This is a genomic window from Micromonospora sp. NPDC048930 (assembly GCF_043197935.1).
GTDB lineage: Bacteria > Actinomycetota > Actinomycetes > Mycobacteriales > Micromonosporaceae > Micromonospora.
Genome location: NZ_JBICUB010000032.1, coordinates 14,945 through 40,680, shown reverse-complemented (window position 1 = coordinate 40,680; position 25,736 = coordinate 14,945). Strand labels below are relative to the sequence as shown.

The following is a 25,736-nucleotide window of genomic DNA, read 5'->3' as shown; positions in this document are numbered from 1 at the left end:
GAACCGCCTCACCGCCATCGACGGCCAAGCCAACGTCGCCTGACCTGGTCCCGTTCATTCGTACCTACCTGGACCCACGAACTCGTACGCCGACAGCAGCACGGCCGCGGGCGTGAGGCCCATCATCTCGCGCATTCGGCGGGTGAAGTGCGCTTGGTCGGCGAAGCCTGCCGTGATCGCCGCCTCGGCCGGCGACTGCCCCGCCCGCAGCGCCTCAGCCGCCCGACGCAGCCGCGCCCACAACCGCCAGCGCGCCAGCGGCATGCCCACCTGATGCCGTGCCAGGGCGCGCAGGCGCTGGGGTGAGAGCCCGACCGTCGCGGCCAGGCTCGGCATTGGCACACTTCGGTCCCGCAGCGTGTTCAGCGCCTCCACCAGGCGAGGATCAAGCTCGGTGGACGGGCACACGCCCGCCCGGCCGATATCCTCCTCGCGCAAGTCACGCATCTCGGGGACAGCGGCGATGCCGTTGTCGCAGCGCTCCCGCAGCTGGTCGGCGAACACGCAATGCGGCTCAACGAAGAAGGTGAGCAGTTCCGCCGCGGCGAGCATGCGATGCTGCGCCATCGGCGGCACGAGCAGCGCCACGGCCCGATGATGAGTTGCCGAGGCGTCCACCATCGCCACCTGGCCCCGAACCGCGATGGCGATCTGGAAGGCGGCATGACAGTGAAAGGCACTGTCCGTCGTCGGGCCTCGATACACCGCGTAACCCTCGCCGACGGCGAAGCGGGGCACCGAATCCGTCCCGGCGTTCACATCCTCGATACTGCCAGCCAGACCGGAACGGCACGACGAAGGGTAGCGGTGGACGCCCAACGTCGCGCCAACCCGGTCCCCTCATGCCGCAGATCGCGGGGCGGCTCTCCGCCCGGTCCGCTCCGGCGAGAGTTGGCTGGCCGGTGGTGAGGCAAACCGGCCAGCCTGCTGCACTTGAAGCTTGGCGAGCGACGCCCGCGGTCAAGATTTTGGGATGGTCACGCGATGCCGGGCGTGCGCAGCGGCCGCTCCTTGGGGTTGGCGCCGAAACGGTTCGTCCCGGGAGTGCTGTCCAACAAACAGAACACCAGCAGGACGATGGCGCCCACGATCGGCACCAGTCCGATCAGCAGCCACCACTCCGACCGGTCGGTGTCGTGCAAGCGTCGCACAGTGACCGCCAGTGTCGACAGCAGCAGGGCCAGGACGGCCTTGCTCTGATCGGGGTCGGTTCGAGTTTCGCCGTCGAGGTGTCGATTTCGCGGCTCGCCGTTCGTCTTACTGCGAATCTGGTACCGACGAGGAGGTAGCGATGAAGTACGTCATGCTCATCTACCAAGGCCCGGCGCTCGAACGGCAGTCCGCGCTCACCGAGGAGGAGCAGAAGCAGGTCTACGCCGACTACCAGGGGATCAACCAGACGCCGGGTGTCACCATCGTGCCGCCGCTGGGACTCGCCGAGAACGCGACCACTGTGCGGGTAGAAGGAGGCAAGACCCTGACGACCGATGGCCCGTTCGTCGGGATGAAGGAGGCCATCGGCGGTCTGTTCATCCTCGAGGCCGACGACCTCGACGCGGCCATCGAGGTGGCCGCTCGCGTCCCGGCGGCACGTTATGGCGGAGCCGTCGAGATCCGGCCCTCGGAAGTGTATTGGTAACGGCACTCGACGAGATCTTCCGCGACGAGTGGGGGCGCGTCCTGGCCACCCTCATCGGCGTCCTCGGCGACTTCGACCTCGCCGAGGACGCCGCGCAGGAGGCATTCGTCATCGCAGCCGATCATTGGCCACGCGACGGTGTGCCAACCAACCCGCGTGCCTGGCTGATCCGCACGGCGCGTAACCGCGCCACCGACCACATCCGCCGGGACCGAGCTTTCGCTGCCAGGCTCGGCCTGCTCGTCGCTGCCGAGGAGGTCGAGATGCCGGTGGACACCACCACGTTTCCCGACGAACGCCTGGAACTGATCTTCACCTGCTGTCACCCGGCGCTCGGCGTCGAGGCGCAGGTCGCGCTCACGCTTCGTACCCTCGGGGGCTTGACCACCGACGAGATCGCCCGCGCCCTGCTCGTCCCGGAGCGCACCATGGCGCAGCGTCTGGTGCGGGCCAAACGCAAGATCAAGGCGGCGGGGATCCCGTTCCGGATCCCGCCGGATCACCTGCTCCGCGAGCGTCTCGACGCCGTACTCACCGTCGTGTATCTGATCTTCAATGAGGGTTACGGCGGTCGCGACGAGCTCGCGGCCGAGGCCATCTGGCTGGGACGTGCACTGGCCGAACTGCTTCCCGACGACCCCGAGGTTCGCGGGCTCCTGGCGATGATGCTCTTGCACGACTCCCGCCGCGAGACGCGGTTCAACGACGGCGAATTGGTGCTGCTCGAAGATCAGGATCCGTCACGGTGGAACACCACGCAGATTGCCCAGGGCCGCGCCGAACTCGACCGGGCGATCGCTTTGGGCGGCCGAGGGCCCTACGTCCTCCAGGCTGCGATCGCCTCGCTGCACGCCGAGACGCCGTGCGACTGGGCGCAGATCGCCGCCCTGTACGGCGAACTCACCCGCCTGACCGCCTCGCCGGTCGTCGAGTTGAACCGTGCCATCGCCGTGGCCGAGACCCAAGGACCACAAGCCGGTCTGCGTATCCTCGACGAACTCGGTCTGAATGACTTCCGCTACCTGCACTCAACCAGGGCCGAACTGCTGCGACGGCACGGGCGCACCGATGAGGCGCGCGACGCCTATCGACGTGCGAGGGAACTCACCGAGGACGGAGCCGAACGGCGCTTCCTCGAACGCCGGCTAACGGAACTTGCCAACAGAACAGGTTCCGGTAGCGACCCGGCGGCACCGGAGTGAGTCCTGACCAGGCTTTTGGCCTGGCGCCAGTTGCCGGCCAGCCCTACGCGCCCTTCCTGGGGTGACCGGCGACATCGCCGCACCTGTGCCGGTGCGGCGTCGGATGCCCACCCTTGTCACCGAACACCCGGCGCCTCCCGGCCGGCCAAACACCGCCGATCAGAGTCACCACTCGCCAGATTCGACGAGGGGGCTTGTCGGGACGGTAGGCCGTTGGCCCTTCTGCCGGTCAGCGGTGGCTGACGACGTTGACCACCTTGCCGTCTGGGTCGCGAACGAAGAAGCGCCGGACGCCCCACTGCTCGTCGGTAATCGGGTGCACGATCTCAGCGCCCGTCGCGCGTACCGCCTCGTAGGCGGCGTCGACGTCATCGACCTCCACGCTGAGGTCCGGGTTGACGGAGGCCGCTGCATCTTTGGTGATGAGGATGACCTGGGCGGTGGGGTTGGACGGTGAGACCAGGTTGACCACCCAGCCCAGGTTCATCTCCTCACGGAAGCCCAAAAGCTGGTAGAAGCCGCTGCTCGCGACTGGGTCGGCGGTGGTGATATCGGGCACGGCACGGCGAATCGTCATGCCGGATTTTGGCATGCGAAGCACTGGCTCGTACGGGTAGTGGGCCCCGCTCACCAGGCGCCAGGGCGGACGCTGCGGAGCGCTCGAACCTTGACGTGCCGCAGTATCCTGATCTGCCGCGATCCGCGCGGTCAGGCCGAGAACAGTGCGTCGAGCGGGAATTCGCCGGTCTCGTCATTCCCACGATGTAGGCATGGCGTTCAGCCATGCGCCGAGGAGTGGCAGCACGGCCCGCAGGTCGGTTCCGTCGATTGATACGTGGGCGGCTGCGCGAGCCGCCGGGGTTGCGTTGAAGGCGATGGCCAGCCCGGCCGCAGCAAAGAGCGGCACGTCGGAGCGGCCATCGCCAACGGCGCCGCAACGCTTCGGGTCCACGCCCAGCTCGGCGGCCACGCTCACCGCGAAGTCGCGTTTGCTCAGTTCGTCGAACTGCTCGGCGACCGCCCCGCTGTAGCGGCCGTCAACGAGCTCCAGACGCGGTCCGCAAGCGCGATCGAAGCCATAGCGGTCGCACAGATAGGCGCCCACGACGTCCCACGCCAGCGTGGCCAGTACGGGTGCCAGCCCACGCCGACGGCACCACAGAACCGTCTCGGCAATGCCGTCCACCAGCGGCAGCGACTCCAGGAACCCACGCACCTGCATGGGCGTCCGTGTTGCCCAGCCACGAGCTTCGAGGACCGCCGCCTCCTGGCTGCTCAGGGTGCCGGCGCCGTAGCCGGCCTGCACCTCTTGAACGACCTTGGCATGGCCGAGGAACTCCGCCAGGTGCTGCCCGCTGCTGGTCGGCGTCAGCGTCCCGTCGACATCAAAGAACACCGCTCCACGGATCACGGTCGAACGCTACCGACCGCCAGGGGCAGCGCGAACTCTGGCGCAACAACGCGCGCTCATGCCGCCGTGGGTGTGGGTGCGCCGGCCGCGGGCGGTCGTCACGGCGCGTGAGCCTCCTTGGCGCGGGCGGCCCGCTCATAGCCGGCAAGGGGGTTCCCACGGCGAATCCGTGCCATCGCGCGTGTGGCCGCCCGGCGGCCGTGGCTGGCAGCCCACGTAATAGCGATGAATAGCGATTGGATCTTGGTTGTACTAGTCTTCGCGCCATGGCCTTGCGTCCGGACCAGTTCTATGACCACGCCGCGGCCGTCGCGGACAGCGAGCGGCGGCTTCCGCTGGCGCGCATGACGGGATGGGACATCAGCCCGTTCGAACAGGATGGATTGCGCGTCGCGCCGCTGCGCCCGCCGGTGCTGCCCGAGCCCGCCCGGCACGGCGAGGATCCGGCGGAGTGCCGGAACTGTCAGGAGCGCGACGAGGGAATCTGGTTCAACGATCACTGGCGGCTGGCCCGTGTCCCGGGAGTGGGCGTGCCGCTGGTGCTGATGCTGTACCCGCGCGATCACCATGACATGGCGGATCTCCCCGACGATCTCGCCGCGGAGCTGGGACTGCTGACCACGCGAATCGTCCGCCACGTGCAGGCTCTGCCGCACATCTCGCGAGCCCACGTCTACCGCATCGGCGACGGCGCCGCTCACCTGCACGTCTGGTTCTTCGCCCGGCCGGAGGGCCAGGCGCAGCTCTACGGATCCTGGCTGGTCGTCTGGGACGACCTCCTGCCGGAGTATCCCGCCGACGTCGCCGAGGCGGACGCCGCGATCGTGGCTGATGCCCTGGTCGCCTCGCATGGGGGCCGCCGATCGGCCGCCACCCCACCGCGTGCCTGACCGGCTGATTGCAGCAGCAACCGCTCCCGTCACCGCCGCGCCGCCATCCTCATCTGCCGCGAAGCGATCGTTATGGAGGGTAACCGGATCGCGGGTGCCTGCATCCGGACGTGCCGAAGGTAGTGCGCGTGCGGCGATCAACAGCATGGCCATCTCGTATGCTGCTGTCCTGGCTCGCTGCATTTGATGCGGCTCAGAAAAGTTGTGTAACGGCTCAATGTGCCTGATGCCGGCTCGATGGGTTTGCTGGGGCTCTGCCCGGCGCCCACCACTGCTCGGCGCGCTGCCAACGACGCAGCGACTCTGCGGCGATTCCCAGCCTCGACGCTACGGCCTTGATCGCCTCGTACTGCGACTCGTCTCTCCGGGGCTCGTCTGGCAGCCGCAACGTGCGCTGGCGGAACTGCGATGAGCTGACCAGGCGCTCGCCGCACCCCTGTCGTACGCGGACGCAAGGGTGCGGGAGTGAGCACGCGGCGTCGCCGTGGTCAGCCGCGCCGGTGTTGTGGTAGTAGCAGGCTGACTATCGCGATGGCTAGGCCGGTCCCGGCTGCCATGAGGAAGACCAGGTCGTAACCGGCGGCGAGGGCGGCAGGAGAGCCGGCGTCGGCGGCGTCTGTTCCGGCCTTGGCGCTGGCGGCTGTGGCGAGTACGGCTAGGGCAACCGAGCCGCCTATCTGGCTGGCGGTGTTGGCCAGGCCGCCGATGATGCCCGCGTCGCCTGCGGGTACGTCGGCGGTGGCCGCGGCCATGAGGGTGGGGAAGGTCAGGCCGATGCCGACGGCGATGAGCAACGTGGGTCCGAGCACGTTCGTGACGTAGTCGCTGTCGGTGTGGGTCTGGGCGAGCCAGCCGAAACCGGCTAGGAAGCAGGCGCTGCCGGCAAGTACCAGAGGGCGTACACCGGTTCGGGACAGCAGGTTGGCGGCGAGTCGCGCAATCGCCACGAACGTCACCGCCGCGGGTGTCTGTCCGAGCCCGGCTTCTAATGCGCTGTAGCCGAGTGCGTTCTGCATGAATAGCGACGTGAAATACCACATCGCGATCGCGATGCCGCCGAGCAGCAGCAGCATGCCGGTGCTAACGGCCACGGTCCGGATCTTGAACAGCCGCAGGGGCATCATCGGCTGGGTGGCGAAACATGCCTGCAGCACGGTGAAGATGATGAGCAGGAGCAGGCCCGCCACGGCTGGCCCGATGACCCGCACGGACGTCCAGCCATGGTGGGCGCTTTGCATGACCCCGTAGATCAGCGCGGCCAGTCCAGCCGTTCCCGTGACCGCGCCAGCGAGGTCGAGCGATTCCCGCTGGCTGGCTCGCGTGCCGACCAGCGACATCGTGGCCAGTGCGATCAGCACGGCGCCGATCGGTACGTTAATGAGGAAGACCCACCGCCATGACAGGCCAGTGGTGATGGCGCCGCCGGCGAGCGCGCCGGCCATCCCGCCCACACCGCCCGAGGCGGACCATGCGCCGAACGCCCGGGCCCGCGCCTGCGGCTCGGTGAAGTAGGTGTTGATCACGGCCAGCGCCGCCGGGGCCAGCATCGCGGCGCCCACGCCCTGCGCGACGCGGGCCCCCACCAGGATCTCCGGAGCGGTTGCCAGGCCGCCGACCAGACTCGAGGCGGAGAACAGGAACAGCCCGGCGACCAGCATCCGGCGCGGGCCGAACAGGTCAACGGCGCGGCCACCCAGCAGCATGAAGCCGGCGAAGGTAAGCACGTAGCCATTCACCACCCAGGCCAGGCCGGCGTCGGTGAAGCCGAGATCCCGCTGGACCGAGGGCAGCGCGACGTTAACGATGGACACGTCCAGGATCACCATGAACTGGCAGGCACACGCCAGCGCCAGGACCATCCAGGAGGATCCGGCCTGCAGCCTGGCCCGCTGAGTTGCGGTGCTGGTGCTTGTCATGACTTCTCTCCTTGCTAACCCGCCGCTCACGCGGTCCGGGAGGCTGCTCCGGCCAGGGCTCCGTGGCTGTTCCCGTTGCCCGCGGGGGCATCGGCGACGACGTGGTCCCCCAGCAACTGGAGCGTGATCTTGGCCAGCCGAAGTCCCTGGTACCTGGCCGCTTCCAGCGCCGCGGCATCGGGGCCGTCTCCGTTCGGGCTGGTCACATGCGACGTGCCGTAGGGGTTGCCACCCGCGGCGTACACGACCGGATTGGTGAACCCGGGTGGGACGATGAGCGACCCCCAGTGGTAGAAGACGTTGGCCAGAGACAAGATCGTCGCCTCGCTGCCGCCGTGCCGGTTGAACGCTGAGGTGAAGGAAGTCACCGGCTTGTTGGCCAGCTTCCCCTCCTGCCACAGACCGCCGGCCTGGTCGATGAACTGCTTGAGCTGCGCGGCTGGCGCGCCGAACCGGGTCGGCGTCCCGAACGCGTAGGCGTCGGCCCACGCCAGGTCCTCAAGTGAGGCCTTGGCGATCGACGCGGTCGCGTCGGCGTGCCGCCGCCACTGCGGGTTCTGGTCGATCGCGCTGCCGGGTGCTAGCTCGGCGACCCGCCGCAGCCGCACGACGGCCCCGGCCGAGGCGGCCCCCTCGGCGACGGCCTGCGCGAGTGCGTGCACGCTGCCTGTCGCGCTGTAGTAGATGACAGCGACCTTCACGGTCATGGCCGGCTCCTCGGTGTTGCTAGAATTAGTTACGCGCATAATGTTATGCGCGTAACCAACCTGTCAAGGAGAGCCCGTGGACTTCGAGTACGCCGACGCCCTCAACCAGGCCATCCGCCTGCTGAGCCTGCGCCACCGGGCCAGGGCCGCCGCGTTGCTGGCCCCGCTCGGCCTGCACCCCGGCCAGGAGGCGCTCCTGCTCGAACTCGACCGGACCGGCCCGAGAATCCAGGCCCAGCTCAGCGAGGCGCTCGGCTGCGAGCCGCCCAGCGTCACGCTCATGACCCGCAAGCTCGAAGCCTCCGGCCACATCCGCCGCGAACCCGCCCCCTCCGACAAGCGCGCCAGCATCGTCGAACTCACCGACAGCGGCAAAGCTCTAGCCGACCAGGTCAAGCAGCTATGGCACGCTCTGGCGGAAGAAACCGTGACCGGCCTGCCCGCCCAGACCGTGGCCGAACTACCCGGCATCCTCAACACCATGACCGGCAACGTCGACACCAGGCGCCCGGCCACCCACACAGCCGCCGGCACGGTCTAGCTGTTCAATCGAGGAGGTTTGGCGGTTGCGCTGCCCCGTCTAACAGCGCACCAGCCGGCATCCGGATCTGCCGCTCCGGGCGTGCTGGCGTTCATCGCCGCTGGTGACGCACGGCGGTGTATGACTACCTCTCCTGCTTCCGCTTCCGGCGTCGCACCTGCCGATCAGCTCGTTTTGCGCGCCGGTGTCCGCCTTCCTGGGCCGCTACCGCAGCCAGACTCGCGTCCATACCGAGTCCGACCTGCGAACCTTCCTCCGCCGGTGCGCCGAACAGGACCTCGACCGCTGGCTGCGGCACCCGTGGACATCGAGCGGTACGTGCGCTGGCTGCAGGACGTACGCCGGTACCAGCCCTCGACGGTCTCGCGGCGCCTGTCCGTCGTCGTCGGGTTCTATCGTGTCTGCGTCATCGACGCCATCCTGGACCACTCGCCGGCCGACTACCTCCGCCGGCCCACGGTGCCGGCCGAGTCGCCGACCCTCGGGCTGGGTCACCTGCAGTTCGAGGCACTGATCACCACCGCTCGACTGTCGACCAACCCGAACGACTTCGCCCTGGTCGCGCTTCTGGGCCTGCTCGGTCTGCGGATCTTCGAAGCCTGCGGGGCCAGCATCGCCGACCTGGGCGAGGAGCACGGCCACCGGGTCCTGCGCGTGCGCGGCAACGGTGGCAAGGTCGTGCTCGTCCCGCTGCCACCCGCGGTGGCCCGATCCATCGACCAATCTGTCGACGACCGCACCACCGGGCCGATCCTGCGCAACACCCTCGGCATGCGGATGACCGGCACGCCGCCACCCGCCGACTCAAGCACCTCGCCACTGCCGCAGGGATCCGGATGCCCAGGATGCATCCCCACATGCATCGCCACACGTTCGTCACGACCATGCTCGACGCCGACGTCAGCCTGCGCGACGTGCAGATCGCCGCCCGCCACGCCGACCCGCGAACCACCATGCGCTACGACCGGGCCCGCAAGAACCTCGACCGGCACCCAACTACATCCTGGCCGCGTACATGGCCTCCGGGACATAGCCCGCGCTCGCGGCTTTGCGCGATGAGCGGGAGTCCGGTCGGAATGCTCAGGCGACATCCGCGCCTGCCTCCCCCCGGCGACGATCACGTAAGGTCGGCCCATGATCGAATCCCAACGCGAAGCCGTGCCGCGCAACGACGATGGCGAGCTCGACACCGCCCTCGCCTTCTTGTCCTTCGCTCGATCATGCGTGGTGAAGAAGGTCGCGGGCTTGAACGAGGAGCAGCTGCGGCGCCGCCTGGTCGTCTCCGACACCACACTGCTGGGCCTGGTCCAGCATTTGACCGACGCCGAACGGTACTGGTTCGGCTACACGTTCGCCGGCGACCCGCGCTACGCCGACGTGGACTTCGACATGGTGGTCAAGCCAGACCGGTCCCCAGATCAGATCATCGCCGGCTACCGGGCTGCGATCGCCGAGAGCGACGCCCACATCAGGGCAGCCGCTGGCCCGGACGTCCTCACCGCGCAGCCGGTCGGTGACGTGCCTCGTACGCTTCGCTGGGTGCTCGCCCACATGACGAGCGAGACCATCCGGCATGCCGGTCACGCCGACATCCTGCGGGAGCTCATCGACGGCGTCACCGGTCGGTAAGCGATCGCGGTTCGGGGCTGCACCCGATCGGGTGCCACGCACCTTCGTCGAGGGCTCGGAGACCACCGGTCCGAAAGATCGGCCCATGTGACGGTGACGAACGCACTGATCTGCCGCGAGTCGGGCGGGTCCGACGGCACGACCGGATCTGCCGAGATGAGCGCGCCTGATCTTGGAGGCCAAAGGGCAGGTCCCGTCGGCATGACGACGGCAATTCCGCGCGCATACTCGATGCGGCCATTCGTGGATCGGATGCTCGTTGCCCGCGTCTCGGCGTAGTCGGCGGCCAGGGCGAGGGCGTGGGCTTGGCGAGTGCGGCAACCGGGTGCGGATGGCCGGAACACAGGCGACCGGTGGCGAGCGCAAGCATTCCGGGCTATGGGAAGAGAACGAGCGCGGGGTCGCAGGCCAGGGCAATGAGCTGCTCCACGGTCAGCGGTGGTTCCGTCATCGTGGGCCGGCTGTTGTCGGACTCGGGTGCGTTGTGCGCCCCGGCCAGGATCGTGGTTTGTCCGCTGTAGACCATAACGGTGCGGCCCCAGACCCCGGCGGAGTCGGGACCGAAGTCCATGATCTGGATGCGTTCGCCGTGCGGGCCGGTGCGGCACTCGCCCTTGGCGTCAGGCCCGTTGCACCGGCTGGTCCAGGTATCCGTGCTGATGGTCTCGTGGGTGGCCTGGAACAGCAGCAGTCCGGTGCCGGAGGCCGTGGTCACCAGCGCGGTGGCCGCAAACCCCTCGCCCTCGAACATGCCCGGCCCGGCTACCAGGTAGGGCGTGCCGCGGGCGGGATTGTCGGCGAAGGTGGCGCCGGGCATAGCCGCCGGCACCGCGGTGCGCAGGTAGCACGACATCCGGTTGGCGAGTTGATCCGACCCGCCCGCCTGGGCCGGTGCGGGCGCGCCCTCGCTCGGGACGATCGCCGCCGCTGATGGGATGCTCGCGCAGACCGTCGGATCGTAGGTCCACGTGGGCGAACCGGGCTGGCTCGCGGTGCTGTCAAAGAGGCCTCCCGCCACATGCCCCCCGACCGCCACCACGCCGGCCAGCGCCACGACTCCTCCGGCATAGCCCAACCGGTGCATGGCCCGCGACCGCCGGCCGGCTCGCACTACTTGGTCCGACCGCAGCCGCACAGGTGGCTCGTCGATGGTCACGTGCACCCGCAGCGCGTCCTGGATCGCCTGCTCGTTCATGCTCTCGTCCTTCCATTCATCTCGATATCCGACTCCAGGTACTTCTTCAGCGTCTCCAAACCCCGGGCGGTCTGGCTCTTGACCGTGCCCTCCGCCATGCCGAGCAGGTCAGCCACCTCCACCACCGACAAGTCGGCCAGATGCCGCAGCACCACAGCTGCCCGTTGTCGCGGCGGAAGCCGGGCCAACACGTGGCTCAGGTCCAGCCGCAGCGCAGGATCGCCAGGCCCAGGCGCACGCTCGTCCCGAACCTGGGGCACCACCGACTCGCGTCGATGCCGGCGTCGGTGCGACAGGAACGTGTTGACCAGCACCCGCCGGGCATACGCGTCGGCCGTCTCCAGCCGGACATGCCCCCACCGTCGATAGACAGCAACGAACGCGCTCTGGGTCAGGTCCTCCGCTGTGTGCCAGTCGCCGCACAGCGCGTAGGCCAGGCGACGCAGGGCGACCACCTGACTGCCGAAGAACCCGACGAACTCCGATTCTCGTTGTTCGCGATTCACATCGCCTCCCTCGTGGCTACCCCATCTACCGCGTAGACCCAATGCCAGGTTCAGCCGACTCCAGACGTTTCTTGCGCCCACCGATAGGCCTCGCCGCGCACCTGTGCCATACACGCCGACGATGGCCCGCGGGACATTGGGCGAACCGGACACCACCGACCGTACGGGCGCGTCGCCAGCGCACCCGGCCGGACGGCGGCACCGGCAAGCGTCAGTGACGATATGAGGGGCACCCGGCGGCCAGCATCGAGGTTGATGGCCTGATGATGTCGGTAGCCGGCGCCCCCGACGAGAGATCTTGCCACCCAAGATCGACCTACCGGATCTGCCGCAGACCGCGCGTCACGGAGCGCGGCCGACTGTCCACGGATGGCGACGCGCGGTGCCGAGGACAGTGCGTTGCCCTCCGGCACCAGGACGATTGTTGACCCTGGCTGGGTCGGGAGTCTGCTGCCTACAGTTGGCTGCTGTGATGGAGTCGCCTGGGTTCGGCGTGCTGTTGGGGCGGCTGCTGGCGCATAGGCGGGCCGGTCCGGCAACGGTGGCGCGGGCTGCGGGCGTGTCCGCATCGGAACTCGACGCCGTGCTTGCCGGCGGCCACGCCAGTGCCCTTCTGCTGCGTCGTTTGGCACCTGCGTTGGGTTTGCACACTGCGGACCTGTTCGTGATCGCCGGTCATGACGTGCCGGCCGACTTGGCTCCCGCAAGGGGCACCCGTCCGTGGCATGTCGGGCACGTGATGCAGTCGGCCATGCGCCTGTTCGGCAAGCGTTTCGACCGGTTGCACGAGTTCATCCGCTCACTTCCGGCGCTCCTGCCTGCTGAGCCGCTCCCGCCGCCGACGCGATCTCCGGCAGGGCCCGGTGCGCTGGTGATGGGCTTGCTGGCCAATCGGAACATCCGCCCGCACATCGCGCAGCTGCTGTACTTCGTGGGCGATGGACCGTATGTCTCAGACTCGACGATCTACCGGGTGGTACACGGCGACTCGGCGTTGACTGCGCGGTACGTCACCGCATTCGCGGCTGTGCTGGGTTTTCCGGCCGGTGACCTAGCCGCCCTGACCGGCGTCGGTCCGCCTGTCGACACCGCACGGTTGTACCCGCGCCGGGCAGAACTGGCCGCGGTGGCCTGGGATGCCAGGCGGCTGAACAGCGAACAACTGTCGCAGGTTCAGCAACTCGCGTTCGACCTGGCACGAGTAGGCGCGCGCAAGTAGGACAGCCACTGCCTGCCAGGCGACGGGACCGAGTCCAAGTGAGATCCAATGCTTCGACGTATACCCGACGGCGCACTGTCATCAGTCGTAAGTCGTTTTGTGTCAAGCTTCTGGTCGGTGCCTCGGCCGTCGTCTGTCCCTGCATAGCGGTGATGGGGTTGGTCCCCAGCAACGTGTAATCGGGTTGATGAGACGACGGGCCGGGGCTGCCCATGATGACAGGCGAGGTCACAGTGCGTGTCTCAATGCCGCGTAGGGCTCGCCCCGGCCGTCAGCTTGAACGCCGCGACGAAGAATCAGGCGGCTAGAGCCACCTGCCTGCGGTGGTGGCTGCCGTAGGTGGCGATGTCGGCGTTCCACGCTCGTCCGCTCGTGATGACGGCGTGCAACTGGCGCAGGATCGCCGCGGCGATGACGGTCTGGGCTTGGGTCGCCGTGAGCTTGTTGGTCTCCCGCGTGGTCAAATGCTGGTAGCGGGCGGCATAGACGGCATTGCTGCGCTGGGCGCCCCAGACCGCCCGCCAGGCGGCCAGACGCAGCGCAGGTCGGCCCTGGCCGGTGAGTTTGGTGCGGCCGACGAACGTCCCGGACAGTTTCTCCCGCGGTGCGAGGCCGGCGTGCTTGACCATGGCGCGGGCGGTGGCGAACCGGTTGAGGTCACCGGTCTCGGCGAGGATCGCCGCCGCGCCAACCGCGGATAGGCCGGGGATGGAGGTGGCCAGATCGGTCAGCTTGAGTTCGTCGAGGACGCGGGTCATCCGGGTCTCGGTGTCGGTGAGCTTGTCGGCGGCGGTGTGCCAGTCCTGCAGCAGGAACGCGACCCGCTCCAGTGCACCGGGCCGGTGGGCGATCACCCCGGTGGGGTCGGCCAACGCGGTGAACAGGTGCCGCAGAATGCGCAGCGAGGGTTTGCACCCACCGCGGCGGGTGATCTCGCGGCGCACGGCCTGCTCGAACCGGGTCGCACCGAGGCGTCGGGTGCGGGCGAGGTCACCGCCGTCACGATCGCAGATCACCGTCATCGCCGCCGCCCAGGTGCGGGACCGAAACGGCTGCTTGGCGGTGTCGAGCGCGGCGGGCCAGACACACTCGAGCAGGGCGCGGATCTGCTGGACCTGGCTGACCATCTCGATGATGAGTTGTTCGCGCCGGGCGCCCAGATGCCGCAGACGGCCCCAGGTCTCATCGACCGGCTCCGGCACGTAGCAGCGCAGTTGCGCGGTCAGCCGAGCGATCAGCACCGCGTCCTTCTCATCGGTCTTGTCCGAGGTCAGGTCCTCACTGCGCCGCGCCCACGACGTCAGCATCGGCTGCACACACACGAACGGCATCGCCCGGTCCGCAGCGAGCTGGCCGAGGACCCGCCACCGGTGCCCGGTCGGCTCGCACGCCACCGTCACTCCCGCCCAGCCTTTCGCCGCGGCCCGCTCGGCGGCCCAGTCCAACGCCGCACCGAGATTCCAGGCCCGGCAGCGGAACGTCTTACGGGCCAACACTTTCGAGTCGTGATCGGTGACTACGACCATCTGCTTCGCGTCGGCCAAATCGATCCCCACGATCGCGTTGGTCACCGGCACCAACGCCCGCAGCCGAGCAAGCCGGGCGTTGCGGTTGCGATCACCCCGGGACACACCGCTACCGTTACCCATGAACGTCCTCCTCCTGCGATGGGACACCAAGCCCGACAAGCGCATCAGGGGGACGTTCCTACGTCCTGCATCGACACGCAGAACGTCTTTCTATGCCGCACTGCGCGCGCTCATGCCGATGACAGTGCAGTACCGACCGTAAAAGCTGACGATCTCATGCGGGTATCGGCCCGAGCTGATTGCGTCGGGGCCGGCCGCCGCTGCGCGCGGGGGTCGATCGGGGTTCGTGGGCGCTACCGCAGTTGGTCGCGGCGGCGGGTCAGGTTGGCGGTCTGGGCGGTGTTGCCGGCCAGCTCGATGGCTTTGTCGTAGGCCGCGCGCGACTGCTGACTTTGGCCCAGCCGACGCAGCAGGTCGGCGCGGGTCGCGTGGTAGGCGTGGTAGCCGGCCAGCTTGTCCTCAAGACGGTCGACGGCCGCCAGCGCCACCTCCGGTCCGTCGAGTTCGGCGACCGCGATGGCCCGGTTGAGGGCGACGATCGGCGAGGAGTCGAGGTGGACGAGTTGGTCGTAGAGGGCGACGACCTGCGACCAGTCGGTGTCGCGGATGTCGCGGGCGGAGGTGTGCACGGCGTTGATCGCGGCGAGGATCTGGTAGCGGCCAGGAGCCACCCCGGCGGCGGCAGCGGCGAGGCGCTCGCGCACGAGCCGGTGACCCTCGGCGATCAGCGCCTTGTCCCAGGCCCCACGGTCTTGCTCGTCGAGGGTGACCAGTTCGCCGCTGGCCGAAACCCGGGCGGGGCGGCGGGCCTCGGTGAGCAGCATCAGCGCCAGCAGCCCGGCCACCTCACCGTCCTCGGGCAGGAGGGCGCGGATCAGGCGGGTGAGCCGGATCGCCTCGGCGGTCAGGTCGTGACGTACGGGATCGGTGTCGGGGCCGGTCGCCAGGTAGCCCTCGTTGAAGACGAGATACAGCACGGCAAGCACGCCGGAGACGCGTGCCGGGAGATCGTCGGCGGCCGGCACGCGATAGGGGACCCGAGCCGCCTTGATCTTGGCCTTCGCGCGGGTGATCCGCTGCTCCAAGGTGGTCTCCCGCACCAGGAAGGCGCGGGCGATCTCGGGCACGGTCAGCCCGCCGAGCATGCGCAGCGTCAGCGCCACGCGGGCTTCCATCGCCAGCGCCGGGTGACAGCAGGTGAAGATCAGCCGCAGCCGGTCGTCGTCGATGGCGCCGAGAGGCTCGGGTGGGGTGTTGTCGTACACCGTCTGAGCCTCCTTGTGCTTGTCGTCACGCTTGTGCTCGCGGCGGATGCGGTCGATGGCCTTGCGGGTGGCGGTGGTGGTCAGCCAGGCGCCGGGATTGGGCGGCACGCCGTCGGCCGGCCACCGCTCGAGGGCGGTCGCGAACGCCTCGGCCGCTGCCTCCTCGGCGATGTCGAGGTCACCGAAGCGCTTGGTCAGGGCGGCGACCACCCGGGCCCACTCCTCGTGGTGGGCCCGGGTGACCGCCTCGCGGACGTCGACCCTGTTCACAGGAACGGCCGCACCTCGATCTTCCGGTTGCAGGCTTTCGACCCCTCAGCGGCAAGCTTGAGCGCCACATCCAGGTCGGGTGCCTCGATGATCCAGAAGCCGGCGAGGTACTCCTTGGACTCCAGAAAGGGCCCGTCGGTGAACAGCGCCTCCCCGCCCCGGTTGTCGATGAGGGTGGCCGTGTTAGGCGAGGCGAGGCCGCCGGCGAAAACCCAGTGGCCCTCGGCCTGGAGCCGGTCGTTGAACACGTCGATCGCAGCGTCCTCGTCCGGGGTGGCGAGGCCGTCGGTCTCGTCGAAGATCACGGAAATCAGGTACCGCATCTGAAGATCATCTCCTGAGGTGGTCAAGACAGTGTGGTATGCCGGTCAGGTGTTTCAGCCTGCTGCATACTGCGGGCGCCCGGCCGGCCGGAAGACCTGGATCGACACGCCCTTCGAGTCGACGCGCGACTCGACCAGGTCGAGCGCAAGATCCGGACCGGTCTCTGGGAACAGTCTCGCGCCCAGGCCAACGATCACCGGGATCACGATCAGAGTCATCTCATCGACCAGATCGTTGGCCAGCAGCCACCGGACCAGGGCGCCGCTCCCGTGCACCTGCAGCTCACCCCCGGGCTTGGCCTTCAGCTCACCGATGGCCGCCGCGAGGTCACCGCGGAGAACGGTCGTGTCCTGCCAACGCGGCGCGGTGAGCGTGGTCGAGGCAACGTACTTGGGGGCCTCGTTCAAGGCCACGCCGATGGGATGTGCGCGCATCTGGTCGATCGATCCCCAGGAGCCGGCGAACAACTCGTAGGTACGCCGGCCGAACAGGAACGCCTCGGCCCGCTGGTAGGTCTGCGTGATGAACGTCCTGGTCCCGTCGTCGCCCTTCCCCAGGGCCCATCCGCCGCGCTCGAACCCATTCGGGTGGTCGTCCGTGGGGGCGCCGTTGTTCTGCATGACTCCATCAATGGAGATCTGGGTCATGGTCGTCAGCTTCATGATCGCGTCCTTTGCCTTGGCGCCGCCCTTGTGCGCGGCCTCACCCCTGCTACGAACACCACCGCCCCGATCCGACACCCTCTCCCGGACTTCTTTGAAGAATTTTCCGGGACGCCGGTCGTCATCGCTCCGACAGCACGACAGTTTCGCAGCGACTGCGCTCCGCCTCCTCAAGCACGCCCAGCGCGGACAAGCTCCTGGATCAGATCGACCGATCACGAAGATCCTGACTAGCCGTCCGCACAGGTAGCGATCCGGGCGCTACGCAGCGTCACGCCGCGCTGGCCCGGCTGCCGTCCGGACGTGCCGAGAGCAGTGCGCCTGATCTTGTATGCAGAACCGGCTCACCGCAGCGCCCGGAGCCCGCATCGCAGGTCTCGGTGGCCCGTGGCCATCACGCGCCCCGGAGTCCGCGGTCTCCCAGCGCAGCAGGTCGCCGGGCTGGCAGTCGAGGGCTTCGCAGAGTGCGGCGGGGGTGGTGAAGCGGACGGCCTTGGCGCGGCCATTCTTCGGCACGGCCAGGTTGGCGGGCGGTGATGCCGACGGGTTCGGCGAGTTCGCCCACGGACATCTTGCGCTTGGCGACCGTGACGTCGACGTCGACGGTGAGTGGCATCAGGTCACCTCGTTCAGCTCGGCCTGCATCTGCGCCGTCTCGGCGTCGCGAGCATCGTTGGGCGGCGCTCCTGCCGGTCGGTGACCCATGCCACATGCAGTTCCTGTCAGCAATCGGGGCGCCGTTCCGCTCAACTCACGGAAGCAAGCGAACCGACAGGAGCAACACATGAAGCACCGCATCGTCGTCCTCGGCGCCGGCTATGCCGGGGCCTACGTGGCCGGGAACCTGGCCCGCCGGCTGTCCCCGTCGGACACCGATATCACCGTGGTCAACGCCGTGCCGGACTTCGTCCAGCGGCTGCGGCTGCACCAGCTCGCGGCCGGCCAGGACATCGAGGCTCCGAAGCTCGCCGACGTCTTCGCGGGCACGGCGATACGGCTGCGCGTGGCCCGCGTCACCGCCGTTGACCCCGAGCGCCAGGTCGTCGCCGTGGCCGACGCCGACGGCGGCGGCGAGCTCGGCTACGACACGCTTCTCTACGCGCTCGGCAGCCACGGCACCGACTGCGGCGTCCCCGGGGTGGTCGAGCACGCCTTCGACATCGCCGCCCGGCCCTCGGCGCTGCGCCTGCGCGAGCGCCTGGACAGCCTGGGCAGGCGGGGCGAAGGCGGCAGAGTGCTGGTCGTCGGCGACGGGTTGACCGGCATCGAGACCGCCACCGAGATCGCCGAAGCCCGGCCCGGCCTGTCGGTGGCGCTGGTCGCCCGCGGCGAGCTGGGCGCCCGACTCTCCGCCGGAGCCCGCAGCCACCTGCGCCAGGCCTGCGCCCGGCTGGGCATCACCGTCCTGGAGCACACCAGCGTCGAAGCCGTCGAAGCGACACGGGTGCTGTGCGCCGACGGGACCGCCCTGGCGTCCGACGCAACCGTGTGGACGGCCGGGTTCGCGGTCAACCCTATCGCCGCCGCCGGCGGGCTGGAGGTCACCGGGAACGGTCGGATCGTCGTCGATCGCACCATGCGGTCGGTCTCGCACCCGAACGTCTACGCCGCCGGCGACAGTGCCTACGCCATCGGCGACAACGGCCGGCCGCTGCCGATGTCCTGCGCTTCGGCCGGCTACACCGGCATGCAGGCCACGGCCGCGATCGTGGGACGCCTGACCGGCCGCAAGATTGCGAACACCAAGCTGGAGTACCTGGGCAACCACATCAGCCTCGGGCGGCGGGACGGGATCCTGCAGCTGGTCGATGAAGAAGGACAGGCAAAGCCGAAGTACATGGGCGGCCGGACGGCCGCGCGGATCAAGGCGGGCATCCTCAAGATGTCGTTGTGGACCAACTCGCACCCGACCTTCGGACTGCCCAAGCGCAAGCACCGCCTGGCCGCCGACGCCGGACGCGACCGCCGAGAAGACGGTCGCGTCCGCCGAGAAGGCGGTCGCGTGGCCGCCTAGGGTGGTCCGCGTGGACAGCACCGCCACTGATCGCTTCGACACCAGCCGGTTCGAGGCCAGCCGGTTCCGGCTGGCCTCGCTGGCGTACCGGCTGCTGGGCTCCGCCGCCGACGCCGAAGACGCCGTGCAGGATGCGTTCCTGCACTGGCAGGCCGTCGACCGGCAGCGAATCAAGGTGCCGGAAGCATGGCTGACCAAGGTCGTCACCAACCTGTGCCTCGACCGGCTCCGCTCGGCACAAGCCCGCCGCGAACGCACCGTCGGGGCCTGGCTGCCCGAGCCGCTCCTCGACGGCGACCCGATGCTCGGCCCGGCCGACACTTTCGAGCAGCGCGAATCGGTCTCCCTGGCCGTGCTGACCCTCATGGAGCGCCTGTCACCCCTGGAGCGGGCCGTCTACGTCCTGCGCGAAGCGTTCTCCTACAGCCACGCCGAGATCGCCGAGATCCTCGACATCACCGAGTCCGCAAGCCAGCAGCACCTCCACCGGGCCCGGCGCGGCATCACCGCCGCGCGCCGCCGCGGCGGCGAAGTCGACCAGGCATCGGCCCGCAGGATCGTCGAGGAATTCCTCGCCGCTGCCTCCTCGGGCCGCACCGAGCGGCTGGTGGCGCTGCTCACCGACGACGCGACCGCGGTCTCCGACGGCGCCGGCGCCGGCCTGACCGAGACGCTGCTGCAGTACGACACTCCGCAGCGCATCGCCGCCGTCGCACGGGCCGGTTTCAAACCCACACCCGCGAAACGGCGACTTGCCGGCGGCACGCCCGCCATCCACTACGCGCTCGTCAACGGCGCCCCCGCCATCCTCTTCGTGCTCGGCGACCAGGTCATCGGCGCCGTGACGTTCGACATCACCAACGGCAAGATCGCAACCGTGCGCGGCATCGCCGCCCCCACCCGCCTCGCCCGCCTCACCGCAGCCTGGCGGCAGCACGAACCGGACCCACCGCTGATCACCCAGTGGTGACCCGACACCAACCGCAGCCAGGCGCAGCACCCGCGCTGCGATGAACCGCTCCCGGGCTTCGGCCGCCACAAGCCGCATGCGGACACGGCGGCCGGGCTGGCCGGACTCGCCGCCGCGCTAACTACATGCCTGATGTCCCGCCGCTCGCCCGCCCGAACGCGGTCTCCGCTCAGCGCTCTCGGCCTCGCCGGAGCACCGGATTTGGAGCGGGGGCGGCGCCCGGCGTGGCGCATGAGGTACGGGCCCGTGCCTTCGGCCGCGCCGCCGGCCGGTTGGATAGCGGTTGCAGGGGGCACCGGCGTGGGCATGTTGGCGGGCCGTGGTGGTCTGGTGGAAGCCGAGCGCGTCGGCGATGACGGGCGCGGGTGCCAGCCCGAGTAGGCGGCCGACCTATGAACCAGTAGCCCGCCGGTCCGCCGATCGACGTCATCGGGTGTCCGAAAGTCATCCTGTTCCGCCGGAGCGGCGTAACGGTGTGTCGGATCATGGCCAACAATCTGTGATCGGCTCCTGATCAGGGGTTTCTTCCGTTCAGGTGTTCTCCAGCCGGGAGGACCCGTCGGAGGAGCTGACTATGGAGGGTCCTCGTCACCGTCGCCTACGGATCACATCCCTCGTCTCGATCGTCCTGCTCGCCGCCAGCTCGTCGGCGGTGCTGGACAGCACCCCTGCCGTAGCCGCCGCGCAGTCGGCGGTCGACATCAACCCGGACGTGTCGAACAACTCTGACGCCGACGCCACCACCGGCGGCCGGGTCAACGGCCTGGCCGTGGTCAACGGCGACCCGAACACCGCGTACGCGGCCAGCGAGTGGGGCGGGCTGTTCCTCACCCGCGACGGCGGCCAGACCTGGCGGCACCTCGACGGGCACCTCCCGCAGGCCATGTGGGACGTCGAGGTCGACCCCGGCAACAGTGGCAACGTCTACGCCTCCTCCTTCTACGACGGTCGCACCGCCAGCGTCTCCGGCATCCAGGTCAGCCGCGACGGCGGCGCCACCTGGTCGCACCCGGCGTCGGCCACCCCCGGCACCGGCGCCCCCTGCGGCACGACCGCCCGCACCGAACCGGCCGCCTTCGGCATCAGCATCCGCGCCGACCAGCCCGCCACCGTGTACGTGGGGACCAACTGCGGCCTGGCCCGCAGCACCGACTCCGGCACCACCTGGTCGTTCCTCGATCCCACCGGCACCGGCACTGCCCAGCAGGTCCGCGACGTGGTCGCCCACGCCGGCGGCGCGGTCGACATCTGCGGCAACGACGGCTTCTTCCACTCCCCGGACGGCGGCACGACCTGGACCCAGGCGGCCGTGGCCCCGCCATCCGGGCAGTGCACCCTCGCTGCCTCCCCCGACGAGCCGTACGTGGTGCTGGCCAGCGCCGGCATCTCGATCTGGGAGACCGACGACGCGGCCAACGCGGCCGGCGCCACCTGGACGCAGCTCGGCACCCCGGAGAGCCGGCCGCAGGGCCGGATCCCGTTTGTCGCCACCAACCAGCGCGCCGACAGCGGGGGCACCAACGTCTTCGACCTGTGGTTCGGTGACGTACGGCTGTTCCGCGGCGGCTGCACCACCCCGGCCACCCCGGCTCCCGGCGGCGCCCTGCGCTGCCCGGCCGGGCGGATCCCGCCAATCGCCGGCAACCCGGGGCCACCGGCCGGTTGGGCCGGCCCGTTCACCCGCACCGCCGGCGCCCACGACGACGCCGGTGACATCGCCTTCAACCCAACCGTGACCGTCGACGCCTGCCCGATCCTGTTCTCCAGCGACGGCGGTATGCACCGCAACACCGACACCGGCGGCGACTGCCACAACCCGGACTGGGCGAGGGCCAACGTCGGCATGCACGCCGAGTGGCTGTGGGGTATGGGCGCCTCCGACGCCCCGGGCGCCACCGCGGAGAACCTCGGCTACGGCATGCAGGACGCCGGCTCCGTCTTCACCACCGACGCCGGCACGAACCCGCCGACGTGGAACCAGCCGAGCTGCTGCGACGTCTTCGACGTGATCGAGGACGACGAGCGGGCGATCTGGACCACCTGCTGCTTCAGCTCGGCGCCGGCGACCCGGCTGCACCGCAGCAACCTCGACGGCACCGCTGACACCGTCATCAACCAGCCCGGCAGCAGCATTGTCGGGTTCACCCCGACCAACTCGATGGCCTTTTTCGGCGAGGACGACATGGTGCTCGTCGACAGCGCCGGCGTCTTCGTCACCACCGACATCGGCGCCAGCCCAGTGGTGTGGACCCAGATCGGCGCGGCCTCCACACCGGCAGGCGCCTGCGGCATCACGGCGTCCGCCTCGTCGACCGGTACCCCGGTCTTCTACCTGCAGGTCAACAACTGCGACAACCGGGGCGGCTCCCAGCTGTGGCGCTACTCGGGGATCAGCCCCGGCGGCACCTGGGACCGCATCGACGACAACATCGGCCCCGGCGGCATCGGCGTCAACGCCGTCGACCCGAGCGACCCCAACCGGCTCTACGCCGTGCAGACCCAGACCAACCCGCGGATGGTCCGCTCCAACGATGGGGGCCAGACCTGGACCCCGGACCCGCGGCTGGACGCGATGATGACCGGCAACGGCGCGTTCGCGTACCGCACGGCCACCGGGCCGACCGACTTCACCGGCTTCAGCGGGTACGTGCAGCCGACGATGCTCGCCTTCGACCCGCAGGACCGCAACACCATCGTCGCCGGCGGCCACGACTCCGGGGTGTTCATCAGCACCGACGACGGCGCCACCTGGTCCCTGCTGACCGACCCGTCGACCCCGCACGCCTCGGGCACCCCGCACCTGCCGCAGCCCCGGTTCGCGTACTTCGACCACGAGCCCGGCGCGCCGACGCAGCTGTACGTCGGCACCCAGGGCCGCGGCGTGTGGCGGCTCACCCCGGCGAACGCGGACCTGTCCATCACCAAGAACGCCCGCCCCGACCCGGGAACCGCCGGCGAGCAGCTCTACTACGACATCACCGTGCACAACGACGGCCCGGACGCCGCGCCCAACGTCACCGTCTCCGACCAGCTCCCGCCGCAGGTCACCTTCGTGACCAGCACGGCCGACTGCGTCGAGACCCCGACCGGCTCCGGCACCCTGACCTGTGACCTGGGCACCCTCGCCCCGGGCGCGTCGAAGACCTTCACCATCAAGACGGTGGTGAAGCCGGACGCGGTCGCCGGCACCGGCCCCACCTCGATCGGCAACACCGCCTCGGTGCGCAGCGGCGGCGCCATCGACCCCGACCCGGGCGACAACACGGTCACCGAGACGTCCCTGATCGAGGACTCCGCGGACGTACGCGTCGACAAGCTCTGCAAGCCGGACACCACCATCCCGGCCGGCACCACCGTGCAGTGCACCATCTTCGTCACCAACAACGGCCCGTCGTACGCCCGCGACGTCGTCGCCGACGACACTGTCCTGTCCGCCAGCGGCGTGACCATCTCCGCGGTCACCCCCAGTCAGGGCAGCTGCGGCCCGGTCACCCCGGTCACCGGCGGGCAGAAGTTCACCTGCTCCCTCGGCATCCTGGCCGCGGCTTCGCCGACGAACACCGGCCAGGCCACCATCACCTACCGGTTCGTCTCCACCGAGGGCCAGGACGTCAACAACGTCGCCACCGCCCGGTCGGCCACCCCCGACCCGAACCTGGCGAACAACCGGGCCGAGCTGTCGCTGACCGTCACCGCGGTGGCGAACCTGGGCCTGGCCAAGACCGACAGCACCGACCCGGTGGTGGCCGGAGAGACCATGAGCTGGACGCTGACGCTCACCAACGGCGGCCCGTCCACCGCCCGCAACGTGGTGGTGCGTGACCTGGTGCCGGCCGGCACCGCGATCCTGTCGGCCACCGTGGGCGGCGGCGCCGGCAGCTGCGTCGCCGGCGTACCCGGCAACTCGACCCGGCCGACCACCTGCACGTTCGACTCGATGGCCAGCGGCGCCGTCCGCACCATGACGGTCAGCGTACGGGTGCTGCCGGATACCACCGGGCTGATCCACAACGACGCCGGCGTCTTCGCCGACACCCTCGACCCGGACAACTCCAACAACCTCGCCAACTCCGACACCACCGTGAAGACCCGGGCGAAGCTGACCATCAGCAAGGAGGCCCGCGCCGGGTCGCTCGGCCCCGTGGCCGGCCTGCCGCTGGACTACGTGATCACCGCGACCAACGACGGCGGACCGTCGGTGGCCCGCACGGTCCGGGTGACCGACACCCTGCCCGACGAGGTCCGGTTCACCGGGGTCGAGGTGTCCCGCGGCACCGGCACCTGCGTCCAGGTCGTCGGCGCCCCGTACGACGTCCGCTGCGAGCTGGCCAACCTCGCGCCGGGCGAGTACGCCGTGGTGACCATCCACACCACGGTGCTGGCCGCCACACCGCACCTGACCGACATCGTGAACACCGCGACGGCGACCAGCAGCACCCCGAACCTCACCGACGGGGTGAACCAGGTCACCGCTGGGGTCACCGTCAACGTCGCCCGCCGGGCCGACCTGCTCATCGGGAAAACCTCCGGGGCGGACAACTACAAGCCGTCCGCCACGGTCGACTACACGGTCACGGTGACCAACCTCGGCCCGTCGGACTCACCGGCGACCACGTTCGTCGACAGCCTGCCGCCGGCCAAGGACGCTCCGTACATCTCCGACAGCGGCAACGGCACCTGCACCTTCAACGCGGGCGCCAACACCCTCACCTGCGCCGTGCCGGCACTCGCCCCGGGCGCGTCGTACTCGGTGAACGTCTACGCCCGGGTCAAGGGCAACAAGGGCACGATCACCAACACGGTGGCCGTGAACGCGCCGAGCTACGACCCGGTCGCGGCGAACAACACCGCGGTCCGGCAGGTGCTCATCAAGGGCGGTATCTGACACCCGGCGTTCCGGCCGTCGAAGTGGTCAAACAGCGCTAGGAGCTGACCATGTCCCGTCACCTTCCGGTCGCCGCCGCCCTACTGGCCGCCGCGTTCGTCACAGCGAGCTGCACCGGCGACCCCGGTACGCCGTCCACGGCGGCGCCGACCACGCCCGACCCGCCGACCACCAGCGCCCCGACGCAGGCCCCACCGGCGCATACCAACCCCCCGTCCGGTCGGGCCACCCCCCGCCCGTCGGCCACCAGCGGCCCGGCCAGCCCCGCTCCCCCACGAGCACCGCTGGTCACCGCCCCGGCCTCCGGCCCGACCACCGCCACCGGCCTCCGCAGCCGCACCAGGTGCGGGCCGGCCGGCAGCCTGATCGCCATCGCCGACCTGACCTGGCGACCCGCCGCCACCCGCGGCGCCCAGCGCGTCGTCTACACCCCGTACGCCGACGGTTACCGCACCGGCCGCTACGAGGTCACGCCCGACCTGCGCGCCGACGCCACCGGCACCTCGGTGAGCCAACTCAGCCCCGGGTCGGTGTACACCTGGCTCGTGCTCACCCGCCACGACGGCCGCTGGCAGCCGAGCGCGACCGCCAGCTTCGCGGTTCCCACCTGTGTGGGCGACCAGACCGGCGGTTGACCTGCGGTCAGCTTCACGCGGTTTGGTCGGCGGCCCCGGCCGGACCGGTCACGGGCGGGGTGGGCTGACGCGAGCGGGCTCACCGCACCCGCCCATGATTCGGCGAGCCGAGCAGGGGCGGGTGCGGGTGTCTCCCACCGACCGCTCTGCCGTATTGGCGCGGTGTCCGCTTCTGCCGAAGTGCGGATGTCCGATCTAAGCTGCGCCGCGAGCGTCCCGCCTGGCGCCCGTCGTTCACGCTATCGCCAGTAGTGCGATGCCCATACC

22 protein-coding genes and 2 pseudogenes are annotated in these 25,736 nt (G+C 69.7%); 11 read left to right on the top strand and 13 right to left on the bottom strand.

All coding sequences use genetic code 11. The features are described from left to right. Nucleotides 1-54: 54 nt before the first annotated feature. Together ACGFI9_RS37095 and ACGFI9_RS37090 are read right to left on the bottom strand one after the other, a co-directional pair. Nucleotides 55-759: a helix-turn-helix domain-containing protein gene (locus tag ACGFI9_RS37095; protein ID WP_393185751.1), complete on the bottom strand. Its 705-nt coding sequence runs from the start codon at nucleotides 757-759 to the stop codon at nucleotides 55-57. Nucleotides 760-977: 218 nt separating this feature from the next. After that, a complete protein-coding gene (locus ACGFI9_RS37090) occupies nucleotides 978-1,178 on the bottom strand; it encodes a DUF805 domain-containing protein (protein WP_393185753.1) in 201 nt (66 codons plus the stop codon). 113 nt (nucleotides 1,179-1,291) lie between these two features. Here ACGFI9_RS37090 and ACGFI9_RS37085 point away from each other — a divergent pair, with 113 nt between their 5' ends. Together ACGFI9_RS37085 and ACGFI9_RS37080 are read left to right on the top strand one after the other, a co-directional pair. After that, on the top strand, nucleotides 1,292-1,639 hold the full coding sequence (locus ACGFI9_RS37085) for a YciI family protein (protein WP_393185749.1): 348 nt from the start codon (nucleotides 1,292-1,294) through the stop codon (nucleotides 1,637-1,639). Continuing rightward, complete coding sequence (locus ACGFI9_RS37080) at nucleotides 1,633-2,841, top strand: RNA polymerase sigma factor (RefSeq protein ID WP_393185747.1); 1,209 nt, start codon at nucleotides 1,633-1,635, stop codon at nucleotides 2,839-2,841. The genes ACGFI9_RS37085 and ACGFI9_RS37080 overlap by 7 nt, the downstream gene beginning before the upstream one ends. 229 nt (nucleotides 2,842-3,070) lie before the next feature. Here the strand turns inward: ACGFI9_RS37080 and ACGFI9_RS37075 are convergent, their stop codons facing one another. Both ACGFI9_RS37075 and ACGFI9_RS37070 read right to left on the bottom strand, forming a co-directional pair. Further along, the gene (locus ACGFI9_RS37075) at nucleotides 3,071-3,418 is read right to left on the bottom strand and encodes a VOC family protein (RefSeq protein WP_091307622.1); all 348 of its coding nucleotides are present in this window, start codon (nucleotides 3,416-3,418) and stop codon (nucleotides 3,071-3,073) included. A 174-nt stretch (nucleotides 3,419-3,592) separates the two neighbouring features. Beyond that, nucleotides 3,593-4,252, bottom strand: coding sequence for an HAD family hydrolase (locus ACGFI9_RS37070; RefSeq protein ID WP_393185745.1), 660 nt, complete (start codon nucleotides 4,250-4,252; stop codon nucleotides 3,593-3,595). 266 nt (nucleotides 4,253-4,518) lie between these two features. Between ACGFI9_RS37070 and ACGFI9_RS37065 the strand changes: the two genes are divergently transcribed. Then, entirely contained in the window at nucleotides 4,519-5,142 is a 624-nt protein-coding gene (locus ACGFI9_RS37065) for a hypothetical protein (RefSeq protein ID WP_393185743.1), read from the top strand. 488 nt (nucleotides 5,143-5,630) lie between these two features. Here ACGFI9_RS37065 and ACGFI9_RS37060 read toward each other — a convergent pair whose 3' ends face one another. Together ACGFI9_RS37060 and wrbA are read right to left on the bottom strand one after the other, a co-directional pair. Continuing rightward, nucleotides 5,631-7,058 (bottom strand): MFS transporter, encoded by a 1,428-nt coding sequence (locus ACGFI9_RS37060; protein WP_393185741.1) that lies wholly within the window; start codon nucleotides 7,056-7,058, stop codon nucleotides 5,631-5,633. Between the two features lie 26 nt (nucleotides 7,059-7,084). Next, nucleotides 7,085-7,765, bottom strand: a complete 681-nt coding sequence (gene wrbA, locus ACGFI9_RS37055) for an NAD(P)H:quinone oxidoreductase (protein WP_393185739.1) — start codon at nucleotides 7,763-7,765, stop codon at nucleotides 7,085-7,087. 76 nt (nucleotides 7,766-7,841) lie between these two features. Between wrbA and ACGFI9_RS37050 the strand changes: the two genes are divergently transcribed. The 3 genes and pseudogenes from ACGFI9_RS37050 to ACGFI9_RS37040 all read left to right on the top strand — a co-directional run bounded on the left by ACGFI9_RS37050 (nucleotide 7,842) and on the right by ACGFI9_RS37040 (nucleotide 9,935). After that, the gene (locus tag ACGFI9_RS37050; protein ID WP_393185737.1) at nucleotides 7,842-8,306 is read left to right on the top strand and encodes a MarR family winged helix-turn-helix transcriptional regulator; all 465 of its coding nucleotides are present in this window, start codon (nucleotides 7,842-7,844) and stop codon (nucleotides 8,304-8,306) included. Nucleotides 8,307-9,142: 836 nt separating this feature from the next. Further along, nucleotides 9,143-9,223 (top strand): annotated as a pseudogene (locus ACGFI9_RS37045) (hypothetical protein); the annotation flags it as partial. Between the two features lie 217 nt (nucleotides 9,224-9,440). After that, nucleotides 9,441-9,935 carry a DinB family protein gene (locus ACGFI9_RS37040; protein WP_393185735.1) on the top strand — a complete coding sequence of 165 codons (495 nt, stop codon included), beginning with the start codon at nucleotides 9,441-9,443 and terminating at the stop codon, nucleotides 9,933-9,935. 376 nt (nucleotides 9,936-10,311) lie between these two features. Here the strand turns inward: ACGFI9_RS37040 and ACGFI9_RS37035 are convergent, their stop codons facing one another. Together ACGFI9_RS37035 and ACGFI9_RS37030 are read right to left on the bottom strand one after the other, a co-directional pair. Beyond that, entirely contained in the window at nucleotides 10,312-11,130 is an 819-nt protein-coding gene (locus tag ACGFI9_RS37035; RefSeq protein WP_393185733.1) for a hypothetical protein, read from the bottom strand. Beyond that, entirely contained in the window at nucleotides 11,127-11,636 is a 510-nt protein-coding gene (locus tag ACGFI9_RS37030) for a SigE family RNA polymerase sigma factor (protein ID WP_393185731.1), read from the bottom strand. The genes ACGFI9_RS37035 and ACGFI9_RS37030 overlap by 4 nt, the downstream gene beginning before the upstream one ends. 469 nt (nucleotides 11,637-12,105) lie before the next feature. Here ACGFI9_RS37030 and ACGFI9_RS37025 point away from each other — a divergent pair, with 469 nt between their 5' ends. Then, nucleotides 12,106-12,855, top strand: a complete 750-nt coding sequence (locus ACGFI9_RS37025; RefSeq protein ID WP_393185729.1) for an XRE family transcriptional regulator — start codon at nucleotides 12,106-12,108, stop codon at nucleotides 12,853-12,855. Nucleotides 12,856-13,151: 296 nt separating this feature from the next. Here the strand turns inward: ACGFI9_RS37025 and ACGFI9_RS37020 are convergent, their stop codons facing one another. The 5 genes and pseudogenes from ACGFI9_RS37020 to ACGFI9_RS37000 form a co-directional block, all read right to left on the bottom strand. After that, entirely contained in the window at nucleotides 13,152-14,504 is a 1,353-nt protein-coding gene (locus ACGFI9_RS37020) for an IS110 family transposase (RefSeq protein ID WP_393185727.1), read from the bottom strand. A 233-nt stretch (nucleotides 14,505-14,737) separates the two neighbouring features. After that, nucleotides 14,738-15,979 carry an RNA polymerase sigma factor gene (locus tag ACGFI9_RS37015; RefSeq protein WP_393185725.1) on the bottom strand — a complete coding sequence of 414 codons (1,242 nt, stop codon included), beginning with the start codon at nucleotides 15,977-15,979 and terminating at the stop codon, nucleotides 14,738-14,740. Further along, nucleotides 15,976-16,302 carry a YciI family protein gene (locus tag ACGFI9_RS37010; protein WP_393185723.1) on the bottom strand — a complete coding sequence of 109 codons (327 nt, stop codon included), beginning with the start codon at nucleotides 16,300-16,302 and terminating at the stop codon, nucleotides 15,976-15,978. Before ACGFI9_RS37010 ends, ACGFI9_RS37015 begins: the two co-directional genes overlap by 4 nt. A gap of 54 nt (nucleotides 16,303-16,356) precedes the next feature. Continuing rightward, complete coding sequence (locus tag ACGFI9_RS37005; protein WP_393185722.1) at nucleotides 16,357-16,965, bottom strand: dihydrofolate reductase family protein; 609 nt, start codon at nucleotides 16,963-16,965, stop codon at nucleotides 16,357-16,359. Between the two features lie 417 nt (nucleotides 16,966-17,382). Further along, nucleotides 17,383-17,581, bottom strand: a pseudogene (locus ACGFI9_RS37000) (helix-turn-helix domain-containing protein); the annotation flags it as partial. A 168-nt stretch (nucleotides 17,582-17,749) separates the two neighbouring features. On the opposite strand from ACGFI9_RS37000, the gene ACGFI9_RS36995 reads away from it, so the two are divergent. The 4 genes from ACGFI9_RS36995 (at nucleotide 17,750) to ACGFI9_RS36980 (ending at nucleotide 25,469) form a co-directional block, all read left to right on the top strand. After that, nucleotides 17,750-18,979, top strand: a complete 1,230-nt coding sequence (locus tag ACGFI9_RS36995; RefSeq protein WP_393185720.1) for an NAD(P)/FAD-dependent oxidoreductase — start codon at nucleotides 17,750-17,752, stop codon at nucleotides 18,977-18,979. Nucleotides 18,980-18,989: 10 nt separating this feature from the next. Next, nucleotides 18,990-19,949 (top strand): sigma-70 family RNA polymerase sigma factor, encoded by a 960-nt coding sequence (locus ACGFI9_RS36990; protein ID WP_393185719.1) that lies wholly within the window; start codon nucleotides 18,990-18,992, stop codon nucleotides 19,947-19,949. Nucleotides 19,950-20,523: 574 nt separating this feature from the next. Further along, nucleotides 20,524-24,834, top strand: coding sequence for a hypothetical protein (locus tag ACGFI9_RS36985; protein WP_393185717.1), 4,311 nt, complete (start codon nucleotides 20,524-20,526; stop codon nucleotides 24,832-24,834). A 50-nt stretch (nucleotides 24,835-24,884) separates the two neighbouring features. Beyond that, nucleotides 24,885-25,469 (top strand): hypothetical protein, encoded by a 585-nt coding sequence (locus ACGFI9_RS36980; RefSeq protein WP_393185715.1) that lies wholly within the window; start codon nucleotides 24,885-24,887, stop codon nucleotides 25,467-25,469. Nucleotides 25,470-25,736 lie beyond the last annotated feature (267 nt).